This window comes from Kumtagia ephedrae (assembly GCF_003012745.1).
GTDB lineage: Bacteria > Pseudomonadota > Alphaproteobacteria > Rhizobiales > Rhizobiaceae > Kumtagia > Kumtagia ephedrae.
The window spans coordinates 54,017-79,661 of the sequence record NZ_PXYK01000028.1; the positions used below are offsets into that span (position 1 = coordinate 54,017).

The following is a 25,645-nucleotide window of genomic DNA, read 5'->3' on the forward strand; positions in this document are numbered from 1 at the left end:
TTACGCTCGAATCCTCAGATTGTCGGTGTCCCACAGCGGCTTGTCCTGTTGGACCGTGGCGGAAAAGCGGTCGCCGAAAATCTCCACCTCGACCTTCGTGCCGGGAACGGCCAGGTCGGCGCGCAGCATGCCCAGCGCGATCGATTTTTCCACGCGATAGCCCCAGCCTCCCGAGGTCGTCTCGCCGACGATCTTTCCGTCGTGCCAGAGGGTGGACATGGTGGGCGCGTCGCAGGGGCCGGGATCGTCCAGCGTCAGCGTGACGAATTTTTTCGTCACGCCCCGCTGCTTCTCGTTGAGCAGGGCGGCCCGGCCGGTGAATTCCGGCTTGTCCCATTTGACGAAACGCTCAAGCCCGCCTTGCAGCACCGAATAGTCGGTCGACAGGTCGCCCTTCCAGGCGCGGTAGCCCTTTTCCAGCCGGAGCGAATCCAGCGCGAACATGCCGAAGGGTTTCAGCCCGTGCTTCTGGCCGGCGGCCCAGACGGCATCGAAGACGGCCGGCGTGTCCTCGACCTTGGTGTGCAGCTCCCAGCCGAGTTCTCCGGCAAAAGAGACGCGCACCAGTTGCAGCCAGCGGCCCGCGATCTGGCAGGACTGGTGCGACAGCCAGGGTTTTGCCAGGTCGGCGTCGGTGAGTTCGGCGAGAATTTCGCGCGATTTGGGGCCGGTAAGAATCTGGCAGGCGAAGTTCTCGGTGACGTCGGCCAGCGTCATCTCATGAGATTGCGGCAGATTCTTCGTCAGCCACTCAAAGTCGTGGTTCTGCGCGACCGCGGCGGTGATCAGGAAGAAAAAATCCTCGTCCAGCGCCATGATCGACATTTCGGTGACGATGCGGCCCTTGTCGTCGGCGAAATAGGCAAGGCCGATGCGGCCGGGTTTCGGCACGATGCCGGTGGTCAGGCCGGACAGCCAGTCGCGCGCGCCAGAACCTTGCAGGCGGAAGCGCGAGAAGCCCGGCAGGTCCAAAATGCCGGCGGCGTCGCGCACGGCAAGGCATTCCCCGCGAATGCGCCTTTCCCACGGGCCGGCGCGGTCGAAGGTCTGGGTGGATTCCTCCGACACGTCGTCGCCGGGCTGCGCATACCAGGTGGCGCGCTCCCAGCCGTTGTAGGCGTTGAACTGGGCGCCAAGCGCGGCGATGCGGTCATGGATCGGCGACAGCTTTTGGTCCCGGCCCGCCGGCCAGGCGTGGCGCGGAAAATGGATGGCGTATTCGTTGCCGTAGATTTCGAGCCCCTTGGCGACGCAATAATCCTTGTCGGCGGCGAAGGCGGTGAAGCGGCGCGGGTCGCAGGACCACATGTCCCATTCGGTTTGACCTTCGGTCACCCATTCGGCCAGAACTTTTCCGGCGCCGCCGGCCTGGGCGATGCCGAAGGTGAAGACGCAGGCCTCGAAGGCGTTGGGAACGCCGGGCATCGGGCCGATCAGCGGGTTGCCGTCCGGCGCGTAGGGGATCGGGCCGTTGATGACTTTCGACAGGCCGGCCGTGCCGAGGATGGGTACGCGGGCGATGGCGTCGTTCAGGTACCATTCCAGCCGGTCGAGATCGTCGGGGAAGAGCTGGAAGGAAAAATCGTCCGGCATCGGGTCGTTGTGGCCGACCCAGTGGGCGCGGCAGTTTCTCTCGTAGGGACCGAGGTTCATGCCGCCTTTTTCCTGGCGCAGGTAATAGGACGTGTCGACGTCGCGCAGCAGCGGCAGTTTTTTGCCGTTTTCCTTCGTCCATGCGGCGAGTTCGGGGATCTCCTCGAACAATATGTACTGGTGGCTCATCACCATCATCGGCACGTCACGGCCGAACATCTTTCCGACCTCCTGCGCGCGGTAGCCGGCGGCGTTGACGACGTATTCCGAACGTATGTCGCCCTGCGCGGTGGAGATCACCCACTCGCCGTTTTCACGGCGCGCGCCAGCGACCGGGCAGAAGCGAACGATCTTCTGGCCCATGTCGCGCGCGCCCTTGGCCAGGGCCTGGGTAAGCTGGGCAGGATCGATGTCGCCGTCATTCGGATCGTAGAGCGCGCCGGCGAGGTCGTGCGTCTCGATGAAGGGGTAGCGCGCCTTGATCTCGTCGGGGCCGACCACGTCTATTTCCATGCCCTGGTAGCGGCCCATGCCTTTTGCACGCTGGAACTCGCGCATGCGCTCGCGCCCGTGCGCCAGCCGCAGCGAGCCGGTGACGTGGTAGTTCATGGGGTAGCCGACTTCGTCCGCCAGGCCGCGATAAAGCGAGGCGGAATAACGCTGCATGTTCATCAGCGACCAGGAGGAGGAGAAGGTCGGCACGTTGCCGGCGGCATGCCACGTCGAGCCGGAGGTGAGCTCGTTCTTTTCCAGGAGCACGCAATCGGTCCAGCCGGCCTTGGCGAGGTGGTAAAGCGCCGAGACGCCGACGGCGCCGCCGCCGATGATGACCACGCGGGCATGGGAGGGGAGGTCAGGCATCGGCTTGGCTCCTCGGGTCGACGTGGATGGTTTGGTCCGTCTGCTGGTCAGGCATCGCTGATCTCAATATACTGGCGGCGATACCGCCCAGATGACGACCGCGGGCACGCTGCCCGGGTTGCGCCAGCGGAAGGGTTTTCCCTTGAAGCGGAAACTGTCGCCCTCGCCGAGACTGTGCCAGGTGCCGCCGATCTCGATGTCGAAGCGGCCGCAGACGACATAGCCTGCCTCCTCGGTGTCGCGGCGCGCCTCCTCCACAAGCTCCGCGCCGGGCGCGAACTCCGAGCGGATCAGCTCGAAACTACCGCCGAGATCGGGCGACAGAAGCTCCTCCACCAGGCCTGATTCGCTTGTGCCAAGCGCCCGGCGCGAGCCGGCCCGCACGATCACGCCGCGCTCCTCGGGGCGCGGGGTGTCATGGGCGAAGAAAAGGCCGAGCGGCACGGAGAAGACGTTCGCCAGTGCGCGCAGATCGCCGAGCGACGGCTGCGACAGCCCGCGCTCGACCTGCGACAGCCAGCCCACCGACCGGTCGAGCCGCGCCGCCGTATCGGCAAGCGTCATGCCGCGCGCCTTGCGCAGGGCGCGGATGTCGCGCGCCAGCATGGAGCCGCCCTGCGGTGCCGCTTCGAAGGGTGCGTTCATGAAAAAATCCTCGGAAATTTCATACACGATACTGTCATGAAAAAATCAAGTACGATTTCATATCCTTGACGTTCCGCTTGCGCGATCGGGCGGTGTCGTGCAAACGCTGGGTCGGGCTGCGATGGAGGGAGCGCCTGTACCGCGCGGTGAGGAAAGGACCACGCATGCTGGCACCGGACAACAAGACCGGAGACTTCGACGAAGCGGCCATTGTCGACGAGGCGATTCTGTCGCGGCGCTCGGTGCGTGCCTTCCTGCTGACGCCGGTCGACGAAACGGTGATCCGCGACATATTGGAGGTGGCGGCGCGTGCCCCCTCGGGCACCAACATGCAGCCATGGCGGGTCTATGTCACCCAGGGCGAGACCAAGCGGAGGATCGCCGAAGCTATCCTCAACTCCGGGGTCCGCGCCGAGAAGGCGGTGTGGGACGAATACCGCTACTATCCCGACCAGTTCTTCGAGCCCTATCTGTCGCGCCGCCGCAAGGTCGGCTTCGACCTCTACGGCCATCTCGGCATCGCCCGGCGCGAGGTCGAGCGCATGCGCGAGCAGCACGACCGCAACTTCATCTTCTTCGACGCACCGGTCGGCATGATCTTCACCATCGATCGCCGCCTCAACAAGGGCTCGTGGGTCGATTACGGCATGTTCCTGGAGAACATCATGATCGCGGCGCGGGGCAGGGGACTGCACACCTGTCCGCAGGCAGCCTTCGCGCCCTATCACAACCAGATACGGCCGGTGCTCGGCATCACCCCGGAAGAAGTCGTGGTGTGCGGCATGGCGCTCGGCTACGAGGACACGTCCAAACCGGAGAACGACCTCAGGACCGAGCGGGCGCCGCTCGAGGAATGGGTGACCTTCCATCCCTGAAGGACCGGGACGCGGGTCGAGGCTTGCGGCCTGGCCTGTGGCCGCGGGCAGGCGCTCGCGCCGCATGAACGGATCGGGACGGCCTCGGCTTGCCGCGCAGGCGGTGGCGCTTTATCACTCGGCCACGATGCGCACGCCATTTTTCGGACCGGCTTCCAGCTCCGACATGCCGAGAACCATTCTCCGATCCTGTCTTGCCTTGCTGCTCGCCGTGCTTGTGGCGCTGGCGCCTGCCGTGGCGACGGCCCAGCAGCCGGCCGCGCCGGGTTCCTCGCTGGTGAGCCAGCAGCGCGCCGCCATCGACGGGCTGGCCAAGAGCACCAACGACCTCGAGAAGCGCATCGACGCCAACGCCGAGGACGACGTGCGGCTGGTCGAGATCAGGCTGCAGCTCGAGGAGGTCGCGCGCGACCTGATCGACAGCAGCGTCGCCTTCCGTCCGCGCCTGGCCGAGATCAACGACCGGATCGAGCGGCTTGGTCCGCCGCCGGTGGACGGCGCCCCGCCCGAATCGGAAATCGTGACCGCCGAGCGGCAGTCGCTCACCGCCGAAAAGGCCGAGATCAACGCCACGCTCGGCACCGCCGAGGATCTGTCGATCCGCGTCAACAACCTGATCACGCGCATCACCGAGATACGCCGCGACCTGTTCTCCCGCCTGCTGACGCGGCGCTACGACATCAACTGGACGCTGATGAGCGAGGTATCAGGCGCCTTTCACGAGACCAGCGGCAGCGTCTATCGCTCTGTGTCGGCGTGGCTGCGCTTCGTCACCAACTTCAAGCTGAGCTCGGTGCTCGGCGCGACGCTCCTGGCTCTCGCCGCGGCCGCCGTGCTTCTGCTCGGCGGCCGGCGCATGTTCGGCCATCTCATCGAGCCCGATCCCGACCGGCAGGAGCCGAGCTATCTCAGCCGGCTGTCGGTGGCGTTCTGGTCGACGCTGCTGCCATCGGCCGCGCTCTGGGTTTTCCTCGGCGCCACCTTTTTCTTCTTCGACTATTTCCAGGTGCTGCGCGGCGACATCCGGCCGATGCTGGCGGCGCTGTTCGGCGTGATCGGCCTGGTGTTCTTCGTGCACCGGCTGGGCAGCGCCGTCCTGTCGCCGCGGCTGCCGGAGTGGCGGCTGATCCCCGTCCAGTCGAACGCCGCGTCCAAGCTCCTGTGGATCATGTCGGCGATGGCCGCCTTCAGCGGCTTGGATTTCCTGCTCAGCGTCGTCTACGAGACCCTGAACGCACCGGTGTCGCTGACGGTGGGCGAAGCCCTGGTGGCGACGGTGCTGATCGGCCTGCTCGTCGTCATGAGCGGGCTGGTGCGTCCTTTCGTCGGCGACGACGGGCGCCCGCGCGCCTGGCCGCCGACGGTGCGCTTCACCCTCTATGCCGTCGGGCTGATGACGATCGTCGCCGCCCTGCTCGGCTATATCGGCCTTGCCCGCTTCATCTCGCAGCAGGTGGTGTGGACCGGCGCGGTGCTGGCGACCATGTATATCGGCTTCTTGTCGTCGCGCGCGGTTTCGGAGGAGGGGGCCTTTTCCGGTACGGCGATGGGGCAGCGCTTCCAGCGCTGGTTCAAGCTCGACGACGCGGCGCTGGACCAGGTCAGCCTGGTGGTCAGCATCCTCATCAACGTCGTCGTGGTGGTCGTCGGCCTGCCGCTGATCCTGTTCCAGTGGGGTTTTCAGCCGGCCGACATCGTGGCCTGGATGTACCGGATCGCCACCGGTATCCAGATCGGCTCCTTCACCCTGTCGCTGACCGGCATCCTCTGGGGCCTGCTGGTCTTCGCCCTCGGCTTCATCCTGACGCGCTGGTTCCAGGGCTGGCTGGACGGCTCGGTGATGGCGCGCGGCCGCGTCGACACCGGCGTGCGCAACTCGATCCGCACGGTTGTCGGCTATGCCGGCCTGGCGGTGGCGGGGCTGATCGGCCTGTCCGCTGCCGGCATCGACTTCTCCAACCTTGCGCTGATCGCCGGCGGCCTGTCGCTCGGCATCGGCTTCGGCCTGCAGAACGTCGTGTCGAACTTCGTGTCGGGCCTGATCCTGCTGGCCGAGCGGCCGTTCAAGGCCGGCGACTGGGTGGTGGCCGGCGCGGTGTCGGGCACCGTCAAGAAGATTTCCGTGCGCGCCACCGAGATCGAGACGTTCCAGCGCCAGACCGTCATCCTGCCCAACTCCGAGCTGATCAACGGCGCGGTCGGCAACTGGACGCACCGCAACAAGCTGGGGCGCGTCGACATCCCTGTTGCCGTCGCCTTCGGCGTGGACGCGCGCAAGGCGCATGCGCTGCTGCTCGACCTGGCCGCCGGCCATCCGCTGGTGCTGAAGAACCCCGAGCCGTTCGTCGCCTTCACCGCCTTTGCGCCGACTTCGATGAATTTCGAGATGCGGGTGTTTCTGGCCGACGTCACCAATGGCGGCGGCGTGCAGAACGACCTGCGCTTCGCCATTCTGGAGGCGTTCCAGCGCGAGGGCATCCCGATCGCGGTTCCGGCGCAGGTGCCGCCCGACCTGACGCCCAAGCCGCGCTGGCCCGAAGACGACGAGAAGGCCGAGGCCGAGCTGGCGGACGAGCTGAAGCGGCGCGAGGCGGAAAGGCTGAAGCCCGCCGGGCGCCGGCGGCGGCGCAGCAAGCCGGACCCGACCGAGGACGACGGCGGGGCAAATATGGCATGAACGTGTCATTCAGTTGGCGTTCAGCTTCGCTCCCTTATAGACTGTTCACGAAAGGGGCGGAGTGCCCCGGACCTGCACAGAGGCGGTGGAAACACCGGAAAGCCATGAAGCATCTTGTCGTCGCAGCTGCCTGCCTTCTGACCCTGGGCAACGCGGCGCATGCGGCCAGCGCCGTCAATCTCGACGCCGAGCCGCGCACGCTGATCGTCACCGAGGGCGGCAGCAGGTCCGAACTGTCGCTGGCCGCCGGCGAGACGGTCGAATTCTGCAGCTCCGGCTGCTTCGTCACCCTGCCCAACGGCGACCGCGAGGCGCTGACCGGCACGGAAACGATCGAGATTTCTGGCGGCGTGGCGAAGATCAAGTAGCCTATCTGCCAACCCGGACTTCGAACGGGGCGATGCCAGCGGCATTGCCCCGTTTTCGTCTGAGGTTCGCCTTGCGGACGCATTCCGGCGGTGTGGCCGGTGCAGTCGAACGGCAAGGCCCGATGCTGCAAGCGATAGCCGCGTTCGGCCGCCTCACATCACCACGAAAGCCGCCTCGGATAGGCGTAGGCCGGCGACATCAAGGCGAACTTGATCGCCGCATAGGGGCTACCGGACCCGTCGGCGTCCTGGACGGCGAGCGAGTGTGCGGGACGTCCAATTAACAGCGAAAAGCTGTGTGGTTTCTGCCTCTTGAAAGTCGGTGCAGCCGTTCTCAAATCTTGTGCCGCCGGCCGGTGCGCTGCGCACCTTCGGCCGGTTTGCTGTTTCAACAGACGCTGTAAAGACTGGAGGACGTGATGCCCGACAAGCGTTTCGACCGCCCGATTTACGTTCGAAACGGAACCTACCTCGTCCAGGAGATCGCCGATCTGCAGGACGCCCTCTACTTTCTCGAAGACTGGCCGGAGAACCGGCGCGGGACGATCTACGAAACCGCGCGGCGTGCCTGCTGTGCGGCCTGGGACGGCCACTATCCACTCGACGCCGCGCGCAAGGCCTTTGAGGGCTGGGCGCGCATGACGAAAATCCTCGAAAACGAGACGCCCGTCATGCCGTGGATGACGGCACCCCGGGAAGGCCGAGGCGGCGTGCCGGCCTGACGTGCAGGTCAGGCGCTGCGTGCAACCAAAGTTGCTCCGGCGCGTTCCCGGGTGTTCCCCATCGGAGGCCGACTGGCGTCGGCCTTCTCACCAACAAAATCCGAGAGGCCACGATGCTCGACTTGTCGTCCATCACCCCCGTCGCGGTAGCGATAATGGGTTGCCACAAGCGTGACATCCGCTCGCTGAGCGACATGCATGAGTTCCTTACCGAGTGGCCACCTTCCCAGCGCCGGATGAGCTATGGGGCGGCAGCCAAGGCATGTGCCGCCGCTCGGGCCGGTGAGATATCGCCGGAGGCCGCGCGAGAGGCCTTCGTTCAGTTCGCAGAGACGGCGGGCATCCTGTGGCCCGAGGTTTCCCCGATCATTTCAGTGAAACCTGTGGCTCGCGGATATGCTGGGTTCGCTTAGTAGGCGTTGGATCGAAACACGGGGCTTACTGGCGCGCCGGAGAAAGGCATTCCAGCCTTTGCGTCAAAGACTTCTGCTAAATCACTGAAAACAATGGCGCGAGTGACGGGGCTCGAACCCGCGACCTCCGGCGTGACAGGCCGGCACTCTAACCGACTGAGCTACACCCGCGCATCCGGCGCCGTGGCGACGCCGTGTTGTGGGCGTCCGATTACGGGGTTCGCGGGAGGCTGTCAAGCGCGATGGCAACGCTTGTCGACGATTTGCCGGGACCTTTCGCCGGCCAACCGAAGACACGCGCCGGCAGCCGGCTTTTCCACTGCATATGGAGAAAACCGGCGCGCCGCGGCGACGCAAAATCACGGCCCGTCAGAGTAGCTGGCCGAGCTTCTTGCCGACCTTAATGAAGCGCAGCGGGTCGATCGCCTCGCCGTTGCGCCGGATCTCGTAATGCATGTGCGGTCCGGTCGAGCGGCCGCTGCTGCCGACCTCGCCAACGACGTCGCCCGTCTCGACCGTCTGGCCTTCGGCGACGCGGATGCGGCTGAGATGGGCGAAGCGGGTGGAATAGCCGTTGCCGTGGTCGATCTCGACCATGCGGCCATAGCCGCCGTTCCAGGCGGCGTGCGTCACCACGCCGGAGGCCGTCGCCTTGGCGGGAAAACCGATGGGAGCGCGGAAATCCATGCCCGAATGCAGGGCCGGCGTGCCGAGAAAAGGGTCCTTGCGCACGCCGAACGTGCTCGAGATCGAGCGGCCCGGCGCCGGATTGGCGATCGGCAGGCGCATGGCCCGCTTCTTGACGCTGTCCAGCGTGTCGAGCGCCTGGTCGAGTTCTTTCACCTTGCTGTCGAATATCTGGGCGTTGTCGATCGCCACCAGCGGGCCGCCCATCGCCGACTTGCCGAAATCGACGTCGATCGGCAGGCCGGCGTCGTCGAGAACGTCGGCGATCCGGTCGGCGGTCTGGTAGGCATCGTCGGCCAGCGACGAGATCCGGCTGATCTGCTCCTTTTCGATCGAGCGCAGCGACTGGTTGATGGAGACGAACAGCTTGTCGGCGCGGTCGGCGGGCGATTCGCCGACATGGGTCGTGCGCAGCGGGAACGGCGCCGCCGCGCCGGCATAGGCGAGGGCGGGCAGCGCCGGCTTGGAGCCGGCTGCGTCGGCCCGCTCGTCCGGCCTGCCGCCCGGCAGCGGCGCGGTGTCCGGCGTGACGGTGACGGCGTTGGCCTTTTCCAGCAGCGGTCCGAGACGGCCGTGCCGTTCGCTGAGCCTGGACTGGCGCGACAGCAGCTCCGTGACCTTGGTCTCCATGAGCTGCTGGTCGAGCAATTGTCGGCTGGTGATGCGGTCGACCTGCTCCCGCAGCGCCGAGATGCGGTCCTCATAGGCATGCTGCATGCGGGCCTGGCGGGCGATGGCCGCGCCGATTAGGTCGTCGCGGAAGACGAGATAGGTCGTCGCGGCGAAATAGCCGAGCGTGACGGCCGCCACCACCGAACCGGCCAGCGCCGCCATCCAGGGCCGCACCGTGAAATGGCGGATCGAGTTGCCGCGGGCGATGATGACCGTGTGCGGTTCCTGACGCTTGCCGAAAACCGTGGATTGAACTGCCATCTGCCCCAACTCCGCATGCACGCGCCGCGCTCAGCGAGGATGCGATTACACATTGTTAGGGTTAACAAAGCTTTGCCGCAGCGCTCGCATCGTTAATGTCGATGGCGATTTCGCGTGTGGGTAGCGCCTGCTTGGGCCGGTGGCGGCTTCATGCGCTAGCCCGCTCTGGTTGCGGAAGCCTGCGGTAAGGCAAAAGAAAACCGCCCCTCGAGGCGGTCTCTCGGATCGCTGCGACGAGGCGGCAAGGTCAGTCGAGAAAAAGCCAGAGCAGGATGATGATCGGAATGGGGATGCCAAGCATCCACAGGATGACGCCACGAAGCATTTCGTCTACTCCCGCTGTTTGTTCATGAGCAGAATGCGGGAGATCTGAAACGGTTCCGCCGGACGGGCGTCGCGGTCGTCAGCTTCGACCGAGGCCGCGGGCCGCCTCCAGCACCTCGGCGGCGTGGCCTTTCACCTTGACCTTGCGCCATATCCGCCTGATCCGGCCGTCGAAGCCGATCAGGAAGGTGGCGCGCTCGACGCCCATGAAGCTGCGCCCATACATGCTCTTCTCGACCCACACGCCATAGGCGTTGGCCGTCGCAAGCGCCTCGTCGGCGGCGAGATCGATGGAAAGGCCATGCTTCGCGGCGAAGTTCGCATGACGCTTCGCACTGTCGGGCGAGATGCCGACGACCGTGGCGCCGGCCGCCTCGAAATCCGGCTTCAGCGCCGAGAAGTCGATCGCCTCGGCCGTGCAGCCCGCAGTGTCGTCCTTCGGGTAGAAATAAAGCACCACAATGCGTCCGCGCAGATCGCCGAGGCTGAGCGTGCCGCCGCCGCCGCGCGGCAGCGAAAAATCGGGCGCAGCGTCGCCTACACCGAGTTCAGCCATAAGGATGCCCTTCTTCGCCTCTAATTATGGGAAAAATCGGTATAGTGTGGCGACGGATTCGTCTACGGCGGCACCGCCGTGGACGGGCGCGGCAGACACCCTGGCCCGGGTGAACGCGGCTCCGGATCGATTGCGCTCTATAACAGGAAACGCCACGCGTTGCATCACCAGCCTCCCCAGCACCGGAAGATCCGGTTCCGCCGGGACGAGATATGCAAGCTTTCCGCCATGCCTTCGGCCGAGGGCCAGGGCGCGCATTGGCGCGGCGGGCGCACGCGGCGCGGCATGGTTCGCGTCGGCCTTACCGCCGCGGCCGTTGCCGGATGCGCCGTGCTGCTCTTCCTTGCCGCGGCCGTCGTCGTCGTTGGCCTGGGCTGGGGTACCGGGACGCTGCGCAGCCAGGCCGAAAGGGCGCTGCAGAACGCGGTCGGCGGCTATGCCGCCGCGGCCATCGGCCCGGCCCGCATCGCTCCCGGGGCCGCCGGGCCGCTCGCCTTCGAGCTGGAAGACGTCCGCCTCAGCGCCGTCGGCAGCGAGGCGCTGATCGCCGAGATCGGCTCCGTCGATTTCGGCATCAGGCTGCTGCCGCTGCTCGGCGGCAATTTGCGGCTCGGCAGCGCTTCCGTGTCGGACGCCACCATCACCGTCGCCGCCCTGCCGGCGATCGGCGGCAGCGACTGGACCGCGCCGCTGCGCGACGGGCGCGGCCTCATCGACCCCGGCCTGGTCGCGGCCGCCGCCTTCGGGCCGCTGCATGCGGCTTTCGCGGCGGTGGACAACGGCATGCTCTCGGAGATCGCGCTCGACAACATCACCATCGTGCTGCCTGAAGGCCAGCGCCTGCGTGCCGTCCGCATCATCGACGGCTCGGTCAGCCGGACGTCCGCCGACACGCTGCGCATCGCGGCCGAGGCCGATGTCGACGGCCGGCGCATCAGGCTCGCCGGCACGGCGGCGCGGGTGGCGGAGACGGGGCGCATCGCTGCCCTCGACCTGTCGATTTCGGGAGACGCGCCGGAGGAGACACCCGGCGAGCCGCCTGAACGGGCGGGGCGGCTGGGCGCCTTCGCCCTGTCGGTTTCGGGGAGCGAAGGCACCGGCACGGCGCCACCGGCGCTCAAGATTTCCGCCATGGTCGACGAGTCCGTGCTGGATTTCGGCGCCCGCGGGGCCGTGACCGGCAATCTGCGCGTCGACGCCACCCTCGCGGCCGGCACCAACAAGGTCGAGATCGACCGGCTGCTGCTGCAGATGGGGCGCACCTCGCTCGAAATGAACGGTGCGTTCGGCCCGCGCCCGCCGAGCGGCGCCGTCGGCGACACGCCGGTCTACCGCTACGAGCTGGTGAGCAGCAAGACGGTGGTGGCCCCGCAGGACTCACCCGAGCCGGCCCTGGAGTTCATGGCGCAGGTCGAGGGCGTGGTCGATCCGCGGACCAGGACGGCGTCGGCGGACCGCATCGCCATCAGGACCGGCACGGGCGAGGCGCTCGGCACTGCCCGGATCGAGCTGGCCGAAGGCTTGGCGCCCGGCGTGACTCTGGCCTTCTCGGTGCGCGACATGCAGGTGGCCCATGCCAAGCAGCTGTGGCCGTGGTTCGCCGCGGCCGGCGCGCGCAACTGGGCACTGGACCATGTCTTCGGTGGCGAGCTGGAAGAGGCGAGCATCCAGTTCCGCGTTCTGCCGGGGCGGCTCGGCAATGGCGTTCCGCTGTCGGCGGAGGAGATCGTCGGCCGCTTTGCCGTCACGAACACGCGTTTCGACACCTTCGGCAAGGTACCGCCGGTGCGCGACGCCAACGGCGTCATCGATGTCCGCGGCCACGATGTCGACATCACCATGTCGTCCGGCACGGTCTATCTGCCGAGCGGCAAGACGGTGACCGGCCGCGACGGGACGCTCGCCTTCCGCTCGGAGCGGCGATCGATCGGCAAGCTCGATATCGACATTGAAGGCGAAGCCGGCGCGGTGGCCGAGCTGGCGTCGCTCGATCCGATCAATGCGCTTCGCGTCATGCCGATCGAGCCGGGCGATCTGACCGGCAGCGTCAAGGGGCATGTGATCGCCGACATTCCCATCCGCAGGGGCATCGATGCCAAAACCCTGGATTGGATCGTGGCGCTCGACTATTCCGGATTGTCGATGGCCAAGCCTGTCGGCGGCCAGTTGCTGACCGACGCGGACGGCAAGATCACGGTCGAGCCGGCGCAGGCGACCGTGACGGCAAAAGGCAGGCTGAACGGCATCCCGGCAAACTTCACGCTTGTCGAGCCGCTGCGCCCGGAAGGACCGAAACGCGCTCGCGACGTCGAGCTCGTCCTCGACGACGCGACGCGCGGCAAGGTCGCGCCGGGGCTCGACAGCCTGATATCGGGCACCGTCAAGGTGCGGTTCGCGGAGCAGCAGGGCACGCGCAAGGTGGTGGCCGATCTCGGCGCGGCGCGTCTCGACATACCCTGGGTCGGCTGGAGCAAGGGGCCCGGCGTCGCCGCGACCGCGGAATTCTCCATGCAGACCGGCGACAACGGCGTGCGCATCCCCGACTTCCGGCTTGCCGGCGCTTCCTTCTCGGTCGCCGGCGAGATGACGCTGTCCGGTGGGGCGCTGTCCTCGGCCCGTTTCGACTCGGTGCGGCTCAATCGCGGCGACGACGTCGCGGTCGATGTAGCACGGTCGGGCAGAGGCTACCGCATCGATATCCGCGGAAACGCCCTCGATGCGCGCCCGGTCATAAGGACACTGCTCTCCGATACCGAAGGCTCGGGAAAGGCGGCGCCCAGGACCACCGCTTCGGTCAATCTGGATGTCGCGACCGTGGCCGGCTTCAACGGCGAGAGCCTGTCAGGGGTCAAGCTCGAATCGGACGGTGGCGGTCTGTCGCTGACCGCGGCCTCCCGATCGGGCGGCCGGGTGACCCTGTCCAACCGCGTGCGGGCAGGCAGCCGGCAGGTGCAGTTGCAAGCAGCCGACGGCGGCGCCGTCCTGCGCTTCCTCGACCTCTACAAGAACGTCCAGGGCGGCGCCATGAAGGTGGTTCTGGCCGGCGCCGGCGACGGCGGCATGGCCGGTCAGGTGGACGCGCGCGATTTCACGATCGTCAACGAGCCGCGGCTCGCCTCCATCCTGTCGACGACGCCGGCCGGCAGCGACCGCAGCCTCAACCAGGCGGTGCGCCGCGAGATCGACACCTCGCGCGTGCAGTTCGAGCGCGGCTACGCGCAGATCGCGCGCGGCGACGGCTATCTGCGCCTCGCCAACGGCGTGCTGCGCGGCCCGCTCATCGGCGCCACCTTCCAGGGGACGCTGTTCGATCAGCGCGGGCAGATGGATATGACCGGCACCTTCATGCCGGCCTACGGCCTCAACCGCATCTTCGGCGAGCTGCCGCTGGTCGGCGAGTTGCTCGGCAACGGCCGCGACCGCGGCCTGATCGGCGTCACCTTCAAGCTCGACGGCGCGGCCAAGTCGCCGCGCCTGCAAGTCAATCCGCTGTCGGTCATGGCACCGGGGATTTTCCGGCAGATTTTCGAATTCAACTGAAGGCGCGGCGGGCGCCAAGCCGCTGCGGCATATCCTTCGAGGAAAGGGCCTTCACACGGCCCTGACGAGCAAATGCTTCTTCTTGCCGAGCGACAGTTTTGTCACGCCCTCCGCGGTCAGGTCGGCGTCGGACACGGTGCGCCGCTCGTCCGCCACCGGCTGGTCGTTGAGGCGCACGGCGCCGCCTTGCACATGACGGCGTGCCTCGCCATTGGAAGCGGCGAGCCCGGCCCGCACCATCAGCGCCAGCAGGCCGATGCCCGCCCGCAGCTCCGCCGCCGCAACCTCGACAGAAGGCAGCGTATCGGCCAGCGCACCTTCCTCGAAGGTTTTCCGCGCCGTTTCCGCTGCCTCCTCGGCCGCGGCGCGGCCATGCAGCATGGCCGTCACCTCGGTCGCCAAAACCTTCTTCGCCTCGTTGATCTCCGAGCCGCCGAGCGCCGCGAGCCGCGCGACCTCTTCCAGCGGCAGTGTGGTGTAGAGCTTCAGGAAACGGCCGACATCGGCGTCCTCGGTGTTGCGCCAGTACTGCCAGAACGCGTAGGGGGCGAGCATGTCGGCGTTGAGCCAGACCGCGCCCGACAGCGACTTGCCCATCTTGGCGCCCGACGCGGTGGTCAGCAGCGGCGTCGTCAGCGCGTAGAACTGTTCGCCGAGCATGCGGTGGCCGAGATCGAGGCCGTTGACGATGTTGCCCCACTGGTCGGAGCCGCCCATCTGCAGCACCACGCCGTAGCGCTTGTTGAGTTCGACGAAGTCGTAGGCCTGCAGGATCATGTAGTTGAATTCGAGGAAGGACAGCGACTGGTCGCGATCCAGGCGCAGCTTCACCGAATCGAAGGACAGCATGCGGTTGACCGAAAAATGCTGGCCGACGTCGCGCAGGAATTCGAGGTAGTTGAGCGGCAGCAGCCAGTCGGCATTGTTGACCATCAGCGCATCGCGCGGCCCTTCGCCGAAGCTGAGATAGTTGGAAAACACCTTCTTGATGCCGTCGATGTTGCCCTGGATGGTCTCGGGCGTCATCAGCTTGCGCGCCTCGTCCTTGAAGGACGGGTCGCCGACCATGCCGGTGCCGCCGCCCATCAGGGCGACGGGACGGTGCCCGGTCTGCTGCAGCCAGTGCAGCATCATGATCTGGATCAGCCCGCCGGCATGCAGGCTGGGGGCGGTCGGGTCGAAGCCGATATAGGCCGACACGGTCTCCGTGGCGAAAAGCTTGTCGAGGCCGGCCTCATCGGAGATCTGGTGGATGAAGCCGCGCTCGGACATGACGCGCAGGAAATCGGACTTGAAGGCGGACATGGCAACGTTCCGGAAGATGGATTGAGGACACGCCGGCGCATGGCGCTGGCGGCACGGCGGCTTTAGCATCGGCGCACGAAGAATCACAAGAAAATAGGTCGAATGACCCAGACCTGCGCGATCGGCCTGATGAGCGGCACGTCGATGGACGGCATCGACCTGGCCATGCTTGCGACCGACGGCGAGAATTCCGTCCGGCGCGGACCGTCCTTCTTCGTACCTTATGAAGCGGGTTTCCGCCGGCGCATCGAGGCGGCGCTGGAGGACGCCAGGGCCATCGTCAGCCGCGACGAGCGGCCGGGCGACCTCGCCGCGCTGGAGCGCGAGATCACCGAGCGCCATGCCGACGCCGTCGCGCGGTTCCTCGGGGAAGGCGTGGACGGATCGGGCAGGCCGGAAATCATCGGCTTCCACGGTCAGACGGTGCTGCACCGCCCGCAAGCCGCCCTGACGGTGCAACTCGGCGACGGTCCGTTGCTGGCGAGCCTTACCGGCCGGCCGGTCGTTTACGACATGCGCGCCAACGACATGGTCCTTGGCGGACAGGGCGCCCCGCTGGTGCCGGCCTACCACGCCGCGCTGGCGCGCTCGCTGCCGCCGGAATTCGCGTGGAAAACGCCGGTCGCCTTCGTCAATATCGGCGGCATCTCCAACGTCACCTATGTGCCGGCCGACGGCGACCCGGTCGCCTTCGACAGCGGCCCCGGCAATGCGCTGATCGACCAGTGGGTTTTTCGCGAGGGCGGCGTGCCGTTCGACGCCGGCGGGGCGATCGCCAGCGAGGGCGGCGTGGTCGACAGCGTAGTCGCCGCCTATCTGACAAAGCCCTTCTTCTCAAGGTCAGGCCCGAAATCGCTGGACCGCAACGACTTTACGCTCGCCGAGGCGCAGGGCCTCGAACTCGCCGACGGCGCCCGCACGCTGGCCGCGGTATCGGCCGCGGCCATCCTCGAAGCGGCCGGGAACATGCCGGAGCCGCCAAAACTCTGGATCGTCTGCGGCGGCGGGCGCAAGAACCCGCACATCGTCGGCGATCTCAAGACCGGCGCCGAGAAGGTCGGAGCCGAGGTGATTCTCGCCGAGGGTGCCGGGCTCGACGGCGACGCGATGGAGGCGGAGGCCTGGGCCTATCTGGCGGTGCGGTCGCTCAGGCGCCTGCCGCTCACATTTCCGACCACCACCGGCTGCCGCGAACCGGTGAGCGGCGGGTTACTGGCGTCACTGGAGGGAGGCAAATCATGAACAATGACGATTTTCGCGCCTGGTCGGCGCGGGCGGCGGCCTGGGGCGCCGACTACCGCAGGACGATCCGCGAGCGGCCGGTGCGGGCACAGACGCGTCCGGGCGAGGTCGCCGCGCTGATCCCAGCAGCGGCGCCGGAGACGGCCGAGCCGATGGAGGACATTTTCGCCGACTTCGAGGAAAAAATCCTGCCGGGCATGACGCATTGGCAGCATCCGCGCTTCTTCGCCTATTTCCCCGCCAACGCGGCGCCTGCATCGGTCGTGGCCGAATACCTCGTCTCCGCGATGGCGGCGCAATGCATGCTGTGGCAGACCTCGCCGGCGGCGACCGAGCTTGAGACGCGCATGATGGAGTGGATGCGCCAGGCGCTGGGGCTGCCCGACCGCTTCACCGGCGTCATCCAGGATTCGGCCTCCTCGGCGACGCTGAACGCCGTGCTCATCATGCGCGAGCGGGCGCTGCAATGGGCCGGCAACCGGCAGGGTCTCGCCGGCAAGCCGGCGATCAGGATCTATTGCTCGGACCAGGTCCATACCTCGATCGACCGTGCCATCTGGGTGTCGGGCATCGGCGAGGAGAACCTGGTCAAGATTCCCGCCGGCGGCTGCTCGCGCGGTATGGATGCCGCCACCCTTGATGCCGCGATCCTGGGCGACCGTGCCGCCGGCCATCTGCCGGCTGGTGTCATCGCCTCGGTCGGCGGCACCAGCGTCGGCGGCACCGACGACGTGGCCGCGGTCGGTGCCGTCGCGCGCCGTCACGGCCTCTATCTCCACGTCGACGCCGCCTGGGCCGGCTCCGCGATGATCTGCCCGGAATTCCGCCCGCTATGGGCGGGCGTCGAGGGCACCGACTCCATCGTCTTCAACCCGCACAAATGGCTGGGCGCGCAGTTCGACTGCTCGATCCAGTTCGTCGCCGATCCCGACAGCCTCGTCCGCACGCTCGCCATACGTCCGGACTATCTGCAGACGCACGGCCGCGACGGCATCCTCAACTATTCGGAATGGTCGGTGCCGCTCGGCCGCCGCTTCCGCGCGCTGAAACTGTGGTTCCTGCTGCGCGCCCACGGCCTTGCCGGCCTGCGCACCATGATCCGCGACCATGTCGCCTGGAGCAAAGCACTCGCCGAGCGGCTGCGGGCGCTGCCGGACTTCGAGATCGTCACCGAGCCGATGCTGTCGCTGTTCTCCTTCCGCCACCGGCCCGCCGGGACGGATCATCTCGACGCGCACAACCTCGTCCTGCTGAACGCGATCAACGACGATGGGCGCATCTATCTCACCCAGACCCGCGTCGACGGCAAGGTGGCGATCCGCTTCCAGGCCGGGCAGTTCGAGACGACCGAGGCCGACATCGATACGGCCTTCACCGCCATCGTCGAAACCGCGGCGGGCCTCGCCTGACGCGGCTTTCGCTTCCGTCTTCTTTCGTTTTGAGTTACAAGTCCAAAAAACGAAAGCTAGGGAAAGCCCATGTTCCTGTCGCAGCGCCATTCGGAAATCATGCAGATGGCGAAGGACCACGGCCGCGTGCTGGTCGACGATCTCGCCGGCCATTTCGGCGTGACGCCGCAAACCATCCGCAAGGATCTCAACGACTTGTGCGAACAGCGGCTGCTCTCGCGCATCCACGGCGGGGCGCTGTTCCCCTCCGGCATCGCCAACCTCGAATACGAGGCGCGGCGCAAGATCGCCGCCCCCGAGAAGGAGGCGATCGGCCGCGCCGCCGCCCGCATCATCCCCGACAACGCCTCGCTGTTCATCAATATCGGCACCACCACGGAGGAGGTCAGCAAGGCGCTGCTCGACCATTCCGGCCTGATGGTCATCACCAATAACATCAATGTTGCCAACAGGATGCGCGTTTATCCGGGCATCGAGGTGGTGATCGCCGGCGGCGTCGTGCGCGGTTCCGACGGCGGCGTCGTCGGCGAGGCGGCGGTCGACTTCATCAAGCAGTTCAAGGTCGACTATGCCGTCATCGGTGCCTCGGCCATCGACCATGACGGCGCGCTGCTGGATTTCGACTTTCGCGAGGTGAAGGTCGCGCAAGCCATCATCGCCAATGCGCGCCACGTCATTCTGGTCTCCGACGCCACCAAGTTCGAACGAACCGCGCCTGTGCGCATCGGCCATCTCTCGCAGGTCGACACCTTCATCACCGACCGTTGCGAGCTGCCGACGATCCGCCGGATCTGCGGGGACAGCGAGGTCGAGCTGATCGAGACCCTCAACGCTTCGGAGCGCCCTGACGCCGCGTGAAACGCTTCTGCGCGTTTTCGTTTGACATTCGTTACTATTTCGAAATAATCCCGACTGGTTTTCGAAAGTAGCTGTAATGCTGCACTGCGAAAGCCGGGGAGGGTGCCTTTGGACGCAGCGGCGATCCACGACATTTTTGTCATCGGCGGCGGCATCAACGGATGCGGCATCGCCCGCGATGCCGTGGGCCGCGGCTTTTCGGTGTTCCTCTGCGAAATGAAGGATCTGGCGAGCGGCACGTCGTCCGGCTCGACCAAGCTCATTCACGGCGGCCTGCGCTATCTCGAATATTACGAGTTCCGGCTGGTGCGCGAAGCGCTGATGGAGCGGGAGGTGCTGTGGACGATGGCGCCGCACATCATCTGGCCGATGCGTTTCGTGCTGCCGCACGCAAAAGGCCTGCGGCCGGCCTGGCTGCTGCGCCTCGGCCTCTTCCTCTACGACCATATCGGCGGCCGCAAGCTGCTGCCGGCGACGAAGACGCTCGACATGACGCGCGATCCCGCCGGCAAGCCGCTGAAGCCATTGTTCAAGCGCGGCTTCGAATATTCCGACGGCTGGGTCAACGACGCCCGCCTCGTGGTGCTGAACGCCCGCGACGCCGCCGACCGCGGCGCCGTCATCCGCACCCGCACCCGGGTGGTGGCCGCCCGGCGCGAGGCCGGACTGTGGTCGATCACCATCGAGGACCTGCTGACGCGCGACACCGAAGAGGTTAAGGCGCGGCTCTTGGTCAACGCCGCAGGGCCGTGGGTCGACCAGGTGCTGTCGGGGGCTCTCGGCCGCAACGACACCCGCAACGTCCGGCTGGTCGCCGGCAGCCACATCGTCATCCGCAGGAAATTCGCCGATCCGCGCGCCTATTTCTTCCAGAACCGCGACGGCCGCATCATCTTCGCCATCCCCTATGAGGAGGATTTCACCCTCATCGGCACCACCGACCGGGATTTTCAGGGCGATCCGGAGGACGTGCGCATCAGCGACGGCGAGATCGACTATCTCTGCGCGGCGGCCAGCGAGTATTTCGTCGAGCCAGTGCGGCGCGCCGACATCGTCTGGACCTATTCGGCGGTGCGCCCGCTCTATGACGACGGCGCCTCCCGGGCGCAGGAGGCGACGCGCGACTACGTGCTGAAATCCGAGGGCGGCGACGGCGCGGCACCTTTGGTCAACGCCTTCGGCGGCAAGATCACCACCTACCGGCGGCTGGCCGAATCCATGCTGGACAGGATCGAGCTGCATCTCGGCAAGCGCGGCAAGCCGTGGACGGCGGGCGCCGTGCTGCCTGGCGGCGATTTCGCGCCGACCGGCTTCGAGGCCGAAGTCGCGAGGCTTAAGGCGGCCTATCCCTTCCTGGACGGGGCCCATGCGCGCCGGCTGACGCGGCTCTACGGCACGCGCGCCCACACGCTGCTCGGCCTCGCCCGCTCGCAGGCCGATCTCGGCAGGAACTTCGGCGCCGACCTGTTCGAGGCAGAACTGCGTTATCTCATGCAGCAGGAATGGGCGCGGTCGGCCGAGGACGTGCTGTGGCGCCGCACCAAGCGCGGCCTGCGGCTGAGCAGGGAGCAGGCGGCGGCGCTCGACCAGTACATGAACGCCGCGCAAGGCGATCGCGCGGCGGCGGAATAGCCGAAAGCACCGGGCCGGGAGGAGGCGGAATGCTCGAACTGAGAAACGTGACGAAGACGGTGGCCGGCGCGGATCATATCCGCGACGTGTCGCTGACGCTTCGCCACGGCTCGCTCAACGTGCTGCTTGGGCCGACGTTGTCGGGCAAGACCAGCCTGATGCGGCTGATGGCCGGCCTCGACGCGCCGAGTTCCGGTTCGGTCTGGTTCGACGGCAAGGACGTGACCGGCGTCCGCGTGCAGGACCGCAACGTCGCCATGGTCTACCAGCAGTTCATCAACTACCCGGCGATGACCGTCTACGAGAACATCGCCTCGCCGCTCAGGGTCGCCGGCGCCGGCCGCGACAGGATCGACCGCGAGGTGAAGCGGGCGGCGGAACTGTTGAAGCTGACCCCATACCTGCAGCGCACGCCGCTCAATCTCTCCGGCGGCCAGCAGCAGCGCACGGCGCTGGCGCGCGCCATCGTCAAGAACGCCAGCCTGGTGCTGCTCGACGAGCCGCTCGCCAATCTCGACTACAAGCTGCGCGAGGAGTTGCGGGCCGAGCTGCCGAGACTGTTCGCCGAGGCCGGCACCATCTTCGTCTACGCCACCACCGAGCCGCACGAGGCGCTGCTGCTCGGCGGCAACACCGCGACTTTGTCGCAGGGCCGGATCACCCAGTTCGGCCCGACCATCGACGTGTTCCGCCGGCCGATCGACCTGGTGACGGCAAAAACCTTCGCCGATCCGCCGCTGAACACCATCGTGCTGGGCAAGCAGGGCGGCAGCTTCCTGCTCGACGGGGCGGTCAGCCTGCCGGTGCCGGCGGAATTCGCCGGCATCGCCGACGGCATCTATACGATCGGCTTCCAGCCGCACCATCTTTCGCTTGAACGGCCGACCGCCGCCGCGGTTTCGGTGCCGGCCAAGTTCACCGTCACCGAGATCACCGGCTCCGAGAGCTTCGTCCATCTGCAGTTCGCCGATGCGCGCTGGGTGATGCTGACGCCCGGGGTGAAAGCCTTCGAGGCGGACGAGACGATCGATGTCTTCATCGATCCGCGCCACCTGATGGTGTTCGACGAGGCCGGCCGCTCGGTGACCTCGCCGCGCCGGCTGGCGGCGTGAGGAGGGGGCCATGGCACGCATCGACCTCGACCATATCCGCCACGCCTACGGGCCGAACCCGAAATCGCCCAGGGACTATGCGCTGCGCGAGGTCAACCACATTTTCGAGGACGGCGGAGCCTATGCGCTGCTGGGGCCGTCGGGCTGCGGCAAGACCACGCTGCTCAACATCATCTCCGGCCTGCTGCACGCCTCGCACGGCCGACTTCTGTTCGACGGCCGCGACGTGAGCCACACGTCGACCCAGCAGCGCAACATCGCCCAGGTGTTCCAGTTCCCGGTCATCTACGACACCATGACCGTCTACGACAATCTCGCCTTCCCGCTGCGCAACCGCGGCGTGCCGGAGGCCGAGGTCGACCGCAAGGTCAGGGACACGCTGGCGATGATCGACCTTGCCGACTGGGCGAAGCGCCGGGCGAGGGGGCTGACGGCCGACCAGAAGCAGAAGATATCGCTCGGCCGCGGTCTTGTGCGCTCCGACGTCAACGCCATCCTGTTCGACGAGCCGCTCACCGTCATCGACCCGCACATGAAATGGGTGCTGCGCTCGCAGCTGAAGCAGCTGCACCGGCGTTTCGGCTACACCATGGTCTATGTCACCCACGACCAGACCGAGGCGCTCACCTTCGCCGAGACGGTGGTGGTGATGTATGACGGCGAGATCGTGCAGATCGGCACGCCGGCGGAGCTGTTCGAGCGGCCGAAGCACACTTTTGTCGGCTATTTCATCGGCTCGCCCGGCATGAACGTGCTGCCGGTCGAGATCGACGGCGGCCGGGCACGGCTCGGCGCCCAGACGATCGCGCTGCCGGGCGCGCCGAAGTCGACGACGGGGACGCTCGAGCTCGGTATCCGTCCCGAACATGTCCGGCTCGGCCGCGACGGCATGCCGGTTTCGATCACCAAGGTCGAGGACATCGGCCGCCACAAGGTGGTGCGGGCGACGCTGGAGGGCCGCGAGGTCGTGGCGATCGTCGGCGAGGACGAGGAGGTGCCGGCCGAGCCGAAAATGCGTTTCGAGCCCCGCGGCATCAACCTCTACGCCGATTCCTGGCGGATTGAGACGGAGGCCTGAACCATGGAGAAGACCTGGAACAACAAGGCTTGGTTCATGGTGCTGCCGGTGCTGGTGCTGGTGGCCTTCTCAGCCATCATCCCGCTGATGACGGTGGTCAACTATTCGGTGCAGGACACGTTCGGCAACAACGAGTTCTTCTGGGCCGGCACCGAGTGGTACCAGGAGATGCTGACCTCCTCCCGGTTCTGGGAGGCGATGGGGCGCAACCTGATCTTTTCCTTCGTCATCCTGGCGATCGAGATCCCGCTCGGCATCTTCATCGCGCTGAACATGCCGAAATCGGGCTGGGGCGTGCCGGTCTGCCTGGTGGCGATGGCGCTGCCGCTGCTCGTCCCCTGGAACGTCGTCGGCACCATCTGGCAGGTGTTCGGGCGCGTCGACATCGGCCTGCTCGGTTACGCGATGAATGCGCTCGGCATCGACTACAACTACGTCAACGACCCGTTCGACGCCTGGGTGACCGTCATCGTCATGGATGTCTGGCACTGGACCAGTCTTGTCGTGCTGCTCTGCTATGCCGGGCTGGTGTCGATCCCCGACGCCTATTACCAGGCGGCCAAGATCGACGGTGCCTCGCGCTGGGCGATCTTTCGCTACATCCAGCTCCCCAAGATGAACCGCGTGCTTTTGATCGCCGTGCTGCTGCGCTTCATGGATAGTTTCATGATCTACACCGAGCCCTTCGTCGTCACCGGCGGCGGCCCCGGCAATTCGACCACTTTTCTGTCGATCGATCTGGTCAAGATGGCGGTGGGTCAGTTCGATCTCGGCCCGGCGGCGGCGATGTCGATCATCTACTTCCTGATCATCCTGCTGCTGTCGTGGGTCTTCTACACCGTCATGACCAATTACGGGTCGGAGAAATAGCATGGCCGACGGCAAGCAGACCGCCGCCCGCGCCGACGACCTGGTTCCGGCTCCTGCCGTTGCCGCCGGTCAGGATTCCGTCGCGCGCGCCATGCGCCGGCGCGGCGATGAATCGCGCTTCTGGTGGCTGGTTCCGACCCTCTACATCATCTTCCTGCTTTTGCCGATCTACTGGCTGGTCAATATGAGCTTCAAGACCAACCAGGAGATTCTCGGCCAATTCTCGCTGTGGCCGCAGAACCCGACGCTGCGCAACTACATGGTGATCTTCAGCGATCCGTCGTGGTACAACGGCTACATCAACTCGATCATCTATGTGGTGCTGAACACGGCGATCTCGGTGTCGGTGGCGCTGCCGGCGGCCTATGCGTTCTCGCGCTACCGGTTCCTCGGCGACAAGCATCTGTTCTTCTGGCTCTTGACCAACCGCATGGCGCCGCCGGCGGTGTTCGCGCTGCCGTTCTTCCAGCTCTATTCGGCCTTCGGGCTGATCGACACCCATATCGCCGTGGCGCTGGCGCACTGCCTGTTCAACGTGCCGCTGGCGGTGTGGATTCTTGAGGGTTTCATGTCGGGCGTGCCCAAGGAGATCGACGAGACCGCCTATATCGACGGCTATTCGTTCCCGCGCTTCTTCTTCAAGATCTTCATGCCGCTGATCGCCAGCGGCATCGGCGTGGCGGCCTTCTTCTGCTTCATGTTCTCCTGGGTGGAGCTGCTGCTCGCGCGCACGCTGACGACCACGGCGGCCAAGCCGATCGCCGCCACCATGACGCGCACGGTGTCGGCCTCGGGGCTGGACTGGGGCGTGCTGGCGGCGGCCGGCGTGCTCACCATCATTCCGGGCGCGCTGGTGATCTGGTTCGTGCGCAACTACATCGCCAAGGGTTTTGCCCTGGGGAGGGTGTGATGAAGGACGGAAGCTTCTCTCCCCCCTTGCGGGGGAGATGGCCCGAAGGGCCAGAGGGGGTAGCCCCGGCAGCGCGCGGCGCCTGGCCGCGCCGGCCCGCCTCCATTTGCCCCGTACCCCCACCCCTGAGCCCTCCCCACAAGGGGGAGGGGGACCTTGCGGCCGCCATGCCGCGCAAAGCCGTCGCCGATCGGCGTCTGGCGCAGGCGCGGCAAGATTCCCCTTCCCCTTGTGGGCAGGGGTCAGGGGTGGGGGTAGCCTCCTATGCGATTGCCCGGCCCGTAGGCGGGAGGGCAGGGCGCCGGCGCGCTGCCGCGACGATCCCGAGGCGGTCGAGTCCGGTCGGACCTACCCCACCCCCGGCCTGCGGCCGGACCCTCCCCGCAAGGGGGAGGGGGCGCCGGCGCGCTGCCGCGGCTACCCCACCCGGCCGCTGCGCGGCCACCCTCCCCGCAAGGGGGAGGGGGATGCTGGAGATGCAGCCATGACGCTGTCCTGGATGGCCTGGACGTGGCCGACGGCGATCTTCTTTGCGGTGATCTTCGCCATGCTGGTCGGCATGGGCGTGTGGGAATATGTTTCGCCCGGCGGCAATCCGCGCGTCGGCATTTTGCGCTTCGAGACGACGCGCGGCGATCGGCTGTTCGTCTCGCTCTTGGGTGCCGCCTTCATCCATCTCGCCTGGCTGGGCCTGGTCGGGCCCGACCTGTGGTGGGCGCTCGCCCTGTCGGTGGTCTACGCCGTCGGCGTGTTCCGCACCGTCTAGGGAGGACTTTTTCGCGCCGGCCGCGGGCCGGGCGGAACGATGCGACTTCGACTTGCGACTGTCTTTTACAAAGGGAGGAACTTTCATGAAACGCTACCTGCTCACGACAACCACGGCGCTGGCGCTGCTCGCCGGCAGCGGTGCCGCCTTCGCCGACATCGAGGCGGCAAAAACTTTCCTCGACGCCGAGATCAAGGACCAGTCCGCCCTCGACCGCGCCGCCCAGGAGGCGGAGATGCAGTGGTTCGTCGACGCCGCCAAACCGTTCG

20 protein-coding genes, 1 tRNA gene and 1 pseudogene are annotated in these 25,645 nt (G+C 66.7%); 16 read left to right on the forward strand and 6 right to left on the reverse strand.

What is annotated here, in order from left to right:
* Both C7I84_RS23645 and C7I84_RS23650 read right to left on the reverse strand, forming a co-directional pair.
* Positions 1-2,454: a GcvT family protein gene (locus tag C7I84_RS23645; RefSeq protein WP_106774686.1), complete on the reverse strand. Its 2,454-nt coding sequence runs from the start codon at positions 2,452-2,454 to the stop codon at positions 1-3.
* A gap of 63 nt (positions 2,455-2,517) precedes the next feature.
* A complete protein-coding gene (locus C7I84_RS23650; RefSeq protein ID WP_245428584.1) occupies positions 2,518-3,099 on the reverse strand; it encodes a helix-turn-helix domain-containing protein in 582 nt (193 codons plus the stop codon).
* A 164-nt stretch (positions 3,100-3,263) separates the two neighbouring features.
* Here C7I84_RS23650 and C7I84_RS23655 point away from each other — a divergent pair, with 164 nt between their 5' ends.
* From C7I84_RS23655 to C7I84_RS23675, 5 genes are all read left to right on the forward strand, one after another.
* Positions 3,264-3,974, forward strand: coding sequence for a nitroreductase (locus C7I84_RS23655; protein WP_106774687.1), 711 nt, complete (start codon positions 3,264-3,266; stop codon positions 3,972-3,974).
* 166 nt (positions 3,975-4,140) lie between these two features.
* Positions 4,141-6,651 carry a mechanosensitive ion channel family protein gene (locus tag C7I84_RS23660; RefSeq protein WP_106774705.1) on the forward strand — a complete coding sequence of 837 codons (2,511 nt, stop codon included), beginning with the start codon at positions 4,141-4,143 and terminating at the stop codon, positions 6,649-6,651.
* A 104-nt stretch (positions 6,652-6,755) separates the two neighbouring features.
* A complete protein-coding gene (locus C7I84_RS23665) occupies positions 6,756-7,019 on the forward strand; it encodes a hypothetical protein (RefSeq protein WP_106774688.1) in 264 nt (87 codons plus the stop codon).
* Between the two features lie 419 nt (positions 7,020-7,438).
* Positions 7,439-7,741 (forward strand): DUF982 domain-containing protein, encoded by a 303-nt coding sequence (locus C7I84_RS23670; RefSeq protein ID WP_106774689.1) that lies wholly within the window; start codon positions 7,439-7,441, stop codon positions 7,739-7,741.
* 113 nt (positions 7,742-7,854) lie between these two features.
* Positions 7,855-8,154 carry a DUF982 domain-containing protein gene (locus C7I84_RS23675; protein ID WP_106774690.1) on the forward strand — a complete coding sequence of 100 codons (300 nt, stop codon included), beginning with the start codon at positions 7,855-7,857 and terminating at the stop codon, positions 8,152-8,154.
* Between the two features lie 94 nt (positions 8,155-8,248).
* Here the strand turns inward: C7I84_RS23675 and C7I84_RS23680 are convergent.
* From C7I84_RS23680 to C7I84_RS23690, 3 genes are all read right to left on the reverse strand, one after another.
* Positions 8,249-8,325: transfer RNA gene (locus C7I84_RS23680), tRNA-Asp, on the reverse strand.
* A gap of 198 nt (positions 8,326-8,523) precedes the next feature.
* Positions 8,524-9,774, reverse strand: a complete 1,251-nt coding sequence (locus C7I84_RS23685) for a M23 family metallopeptidase (RefSeq protein ID WP_106774691.1) — start codon at positions 9,772-9,774, stop codon at positions 8,524-8,526.
* Positions 9,775-10,177: 403 nt separating this feature from the next.
* Positions 10,178-10,654, reverse strand: coding sequence for a peroxiredoxin (locus C7I84_RS23690; RefSeq protein WP_106774692.1), 477 nt, complete (start codon positions 10,652-10,654; stop codon positions 10,178-10,180).
* A 228-nt stretch (positions 10,655-10,882) separates the two neighbouring features.
* Here C7I84_RS23690 and C7I84_RS23695 point away from each other — a divergent pair, with 228 nt between their 5' ends.
* Positions 10,883-14,194, forward strand: a complete 3,312-nt coding sequence (locus C7I84_RS23695) for an AsmA-like C-terminal region-containing protein (RefSeq protein WP_245428585.1) — start codon at positions 10,883-10,885, stop codon at positions 14,192-14,194.
* A 51-nt stretch (positions 14,195-14,245) separates the two neighbouring features.
* Here C7I84_RS23695 and tyrS read toward each other — a convergent pair whose 3' ends face one another.
* On the reverse strand, positions 14,246-15,499 hold the full coding sequence (tyrS, locus tag C7I84_RS23700; protein ID WP_106774694.1) for a tyrosine--tRNA ligase: 1,254 nt from the start codon (positions 15,497-15,499) through the stop codon (positions 14,246-14,248).
* A 102-nt stretch (positions 15,500-15,601) separates the two neighbouring features.
* Between tyrS and C7I84_RS23705 the strand changes: the two genes are divergently transcribed.
* From C7I84_RS23705 to C7I84_RS23750, 10 genes and pseudogenes are all read left to right on the forward strand, one after another.
* Positions 15,602-16,741: an anhydro-N-acetylmuramic acid kinase gene (locus tag C7I84_RS23705; RefSeq protein WP_106774695.1), complete on the forward strand. Its 1,140-nt coding sequence runs from the start codon at positions 15,602-15,604 to the stop codon at positions 16,739-16,741.
* Entirely contained in the window at positions 16,738-18,150 is a 1,413-nt protein-coding gene (locus C7I84_RS23710) for a pyridoxal phosphate-dependent decarboxylase family protein (protein WP_106774696.1), read from the forward strand. Before C7I84_RS23705 ends, C7I84_RS23710 begins: the two co-directional genes overlap by 4 nt.
* Positions 18,151-18,219: 69 nt before the next feature.
* Positions 18,220-19,008 (forward strand): DeoR/GlpR family DNA-binding transcription regulator, encoded by a 789-nt coding sequence (locus tag C7I84_RS23715; protein WP_106774697.1) that lies wholly within the window; start codon positions 18,220-18,222, stop codon positions 19,006-19,008.
* Between the two features lie 108 nt (positions 19,009-19,116).
* The gene (glpD, locus tag C7I84_RS23720; RefSeq protein ID WP_106774698.1) at positions 19,117-20,640 is read left to right on the forward strand and encodes a glycerol-3-phosphate dehydrogenase; all 1,524 of its coding nucleotides are present in this window, start codon (positions 19,117-19,119) and stop codon (positions 20,638-20,640) included.
* A 29-nt stretch (positions 20,641-20,669) separates the two neighbouring features.
* Positions 20,670-21,752, forward strand: coding sequence for an ABC transporter ATP-binding protein (locus C7I84_RS23725; RefSeq protein WP_106774699.1), 1,083 nt, complete (start codon positions 20,670-20,672; stop codon positions 21,750-21,752).
* Between the two features lie 10 nt (positions 21,753-21,762).
* Positions 21,763-22,830 (forward strand): ABC transporter ATP-binding protein, encoded by a 1,068-nt coding sequence (locus C7I84_RS23730; protein WP_106774700.1) that lies wholly within the window; start codon positions 21,763-21,765, stop codon positions 22,828-22,830.
* A 3-nt stretch (positions 22,831-22,833) separates the two neighbouring features.
* Entirely contained in the window at positions 22,834-23,700 is an 867-nt protein-coding gene (locus C7I84_RS23735; protein ID WP_106774701.1) for a carbohydrate ABC transporter permease, read from the forward strand.
* 91 nt (positions 23,701-23,791) lie between these two features.
* Positions 23,792-24,610, forward strand: a complete 819-nt coding sequence (locus tag C7I84_RS23740) for a carbohydrate ABC transporter permease (protein WP_106774706.1) — start codon at positions 23,792-23,794, stop codon at positions 24,608-24,610.
* Between the two features lie 484 nt (positions 24,611-25,094).
* Entirely contained in the window at positions 25,095-25,376 is a 282-nt protein-coding gene (locus C7I84_RS23745; RefSeq protein ID WP_106774702.1) for a DUF2160 domain-containing protein, read from the forward strand.
* A gap of 85 nt (positions 25,377-25,461) precedes the next feature.
* Positions 25,462-25,645: pseudogene (locus C7I84_RS23750) on the forward strand (carbohydrate ABC transporter substrate-binding protein); the annotation flags it as partial.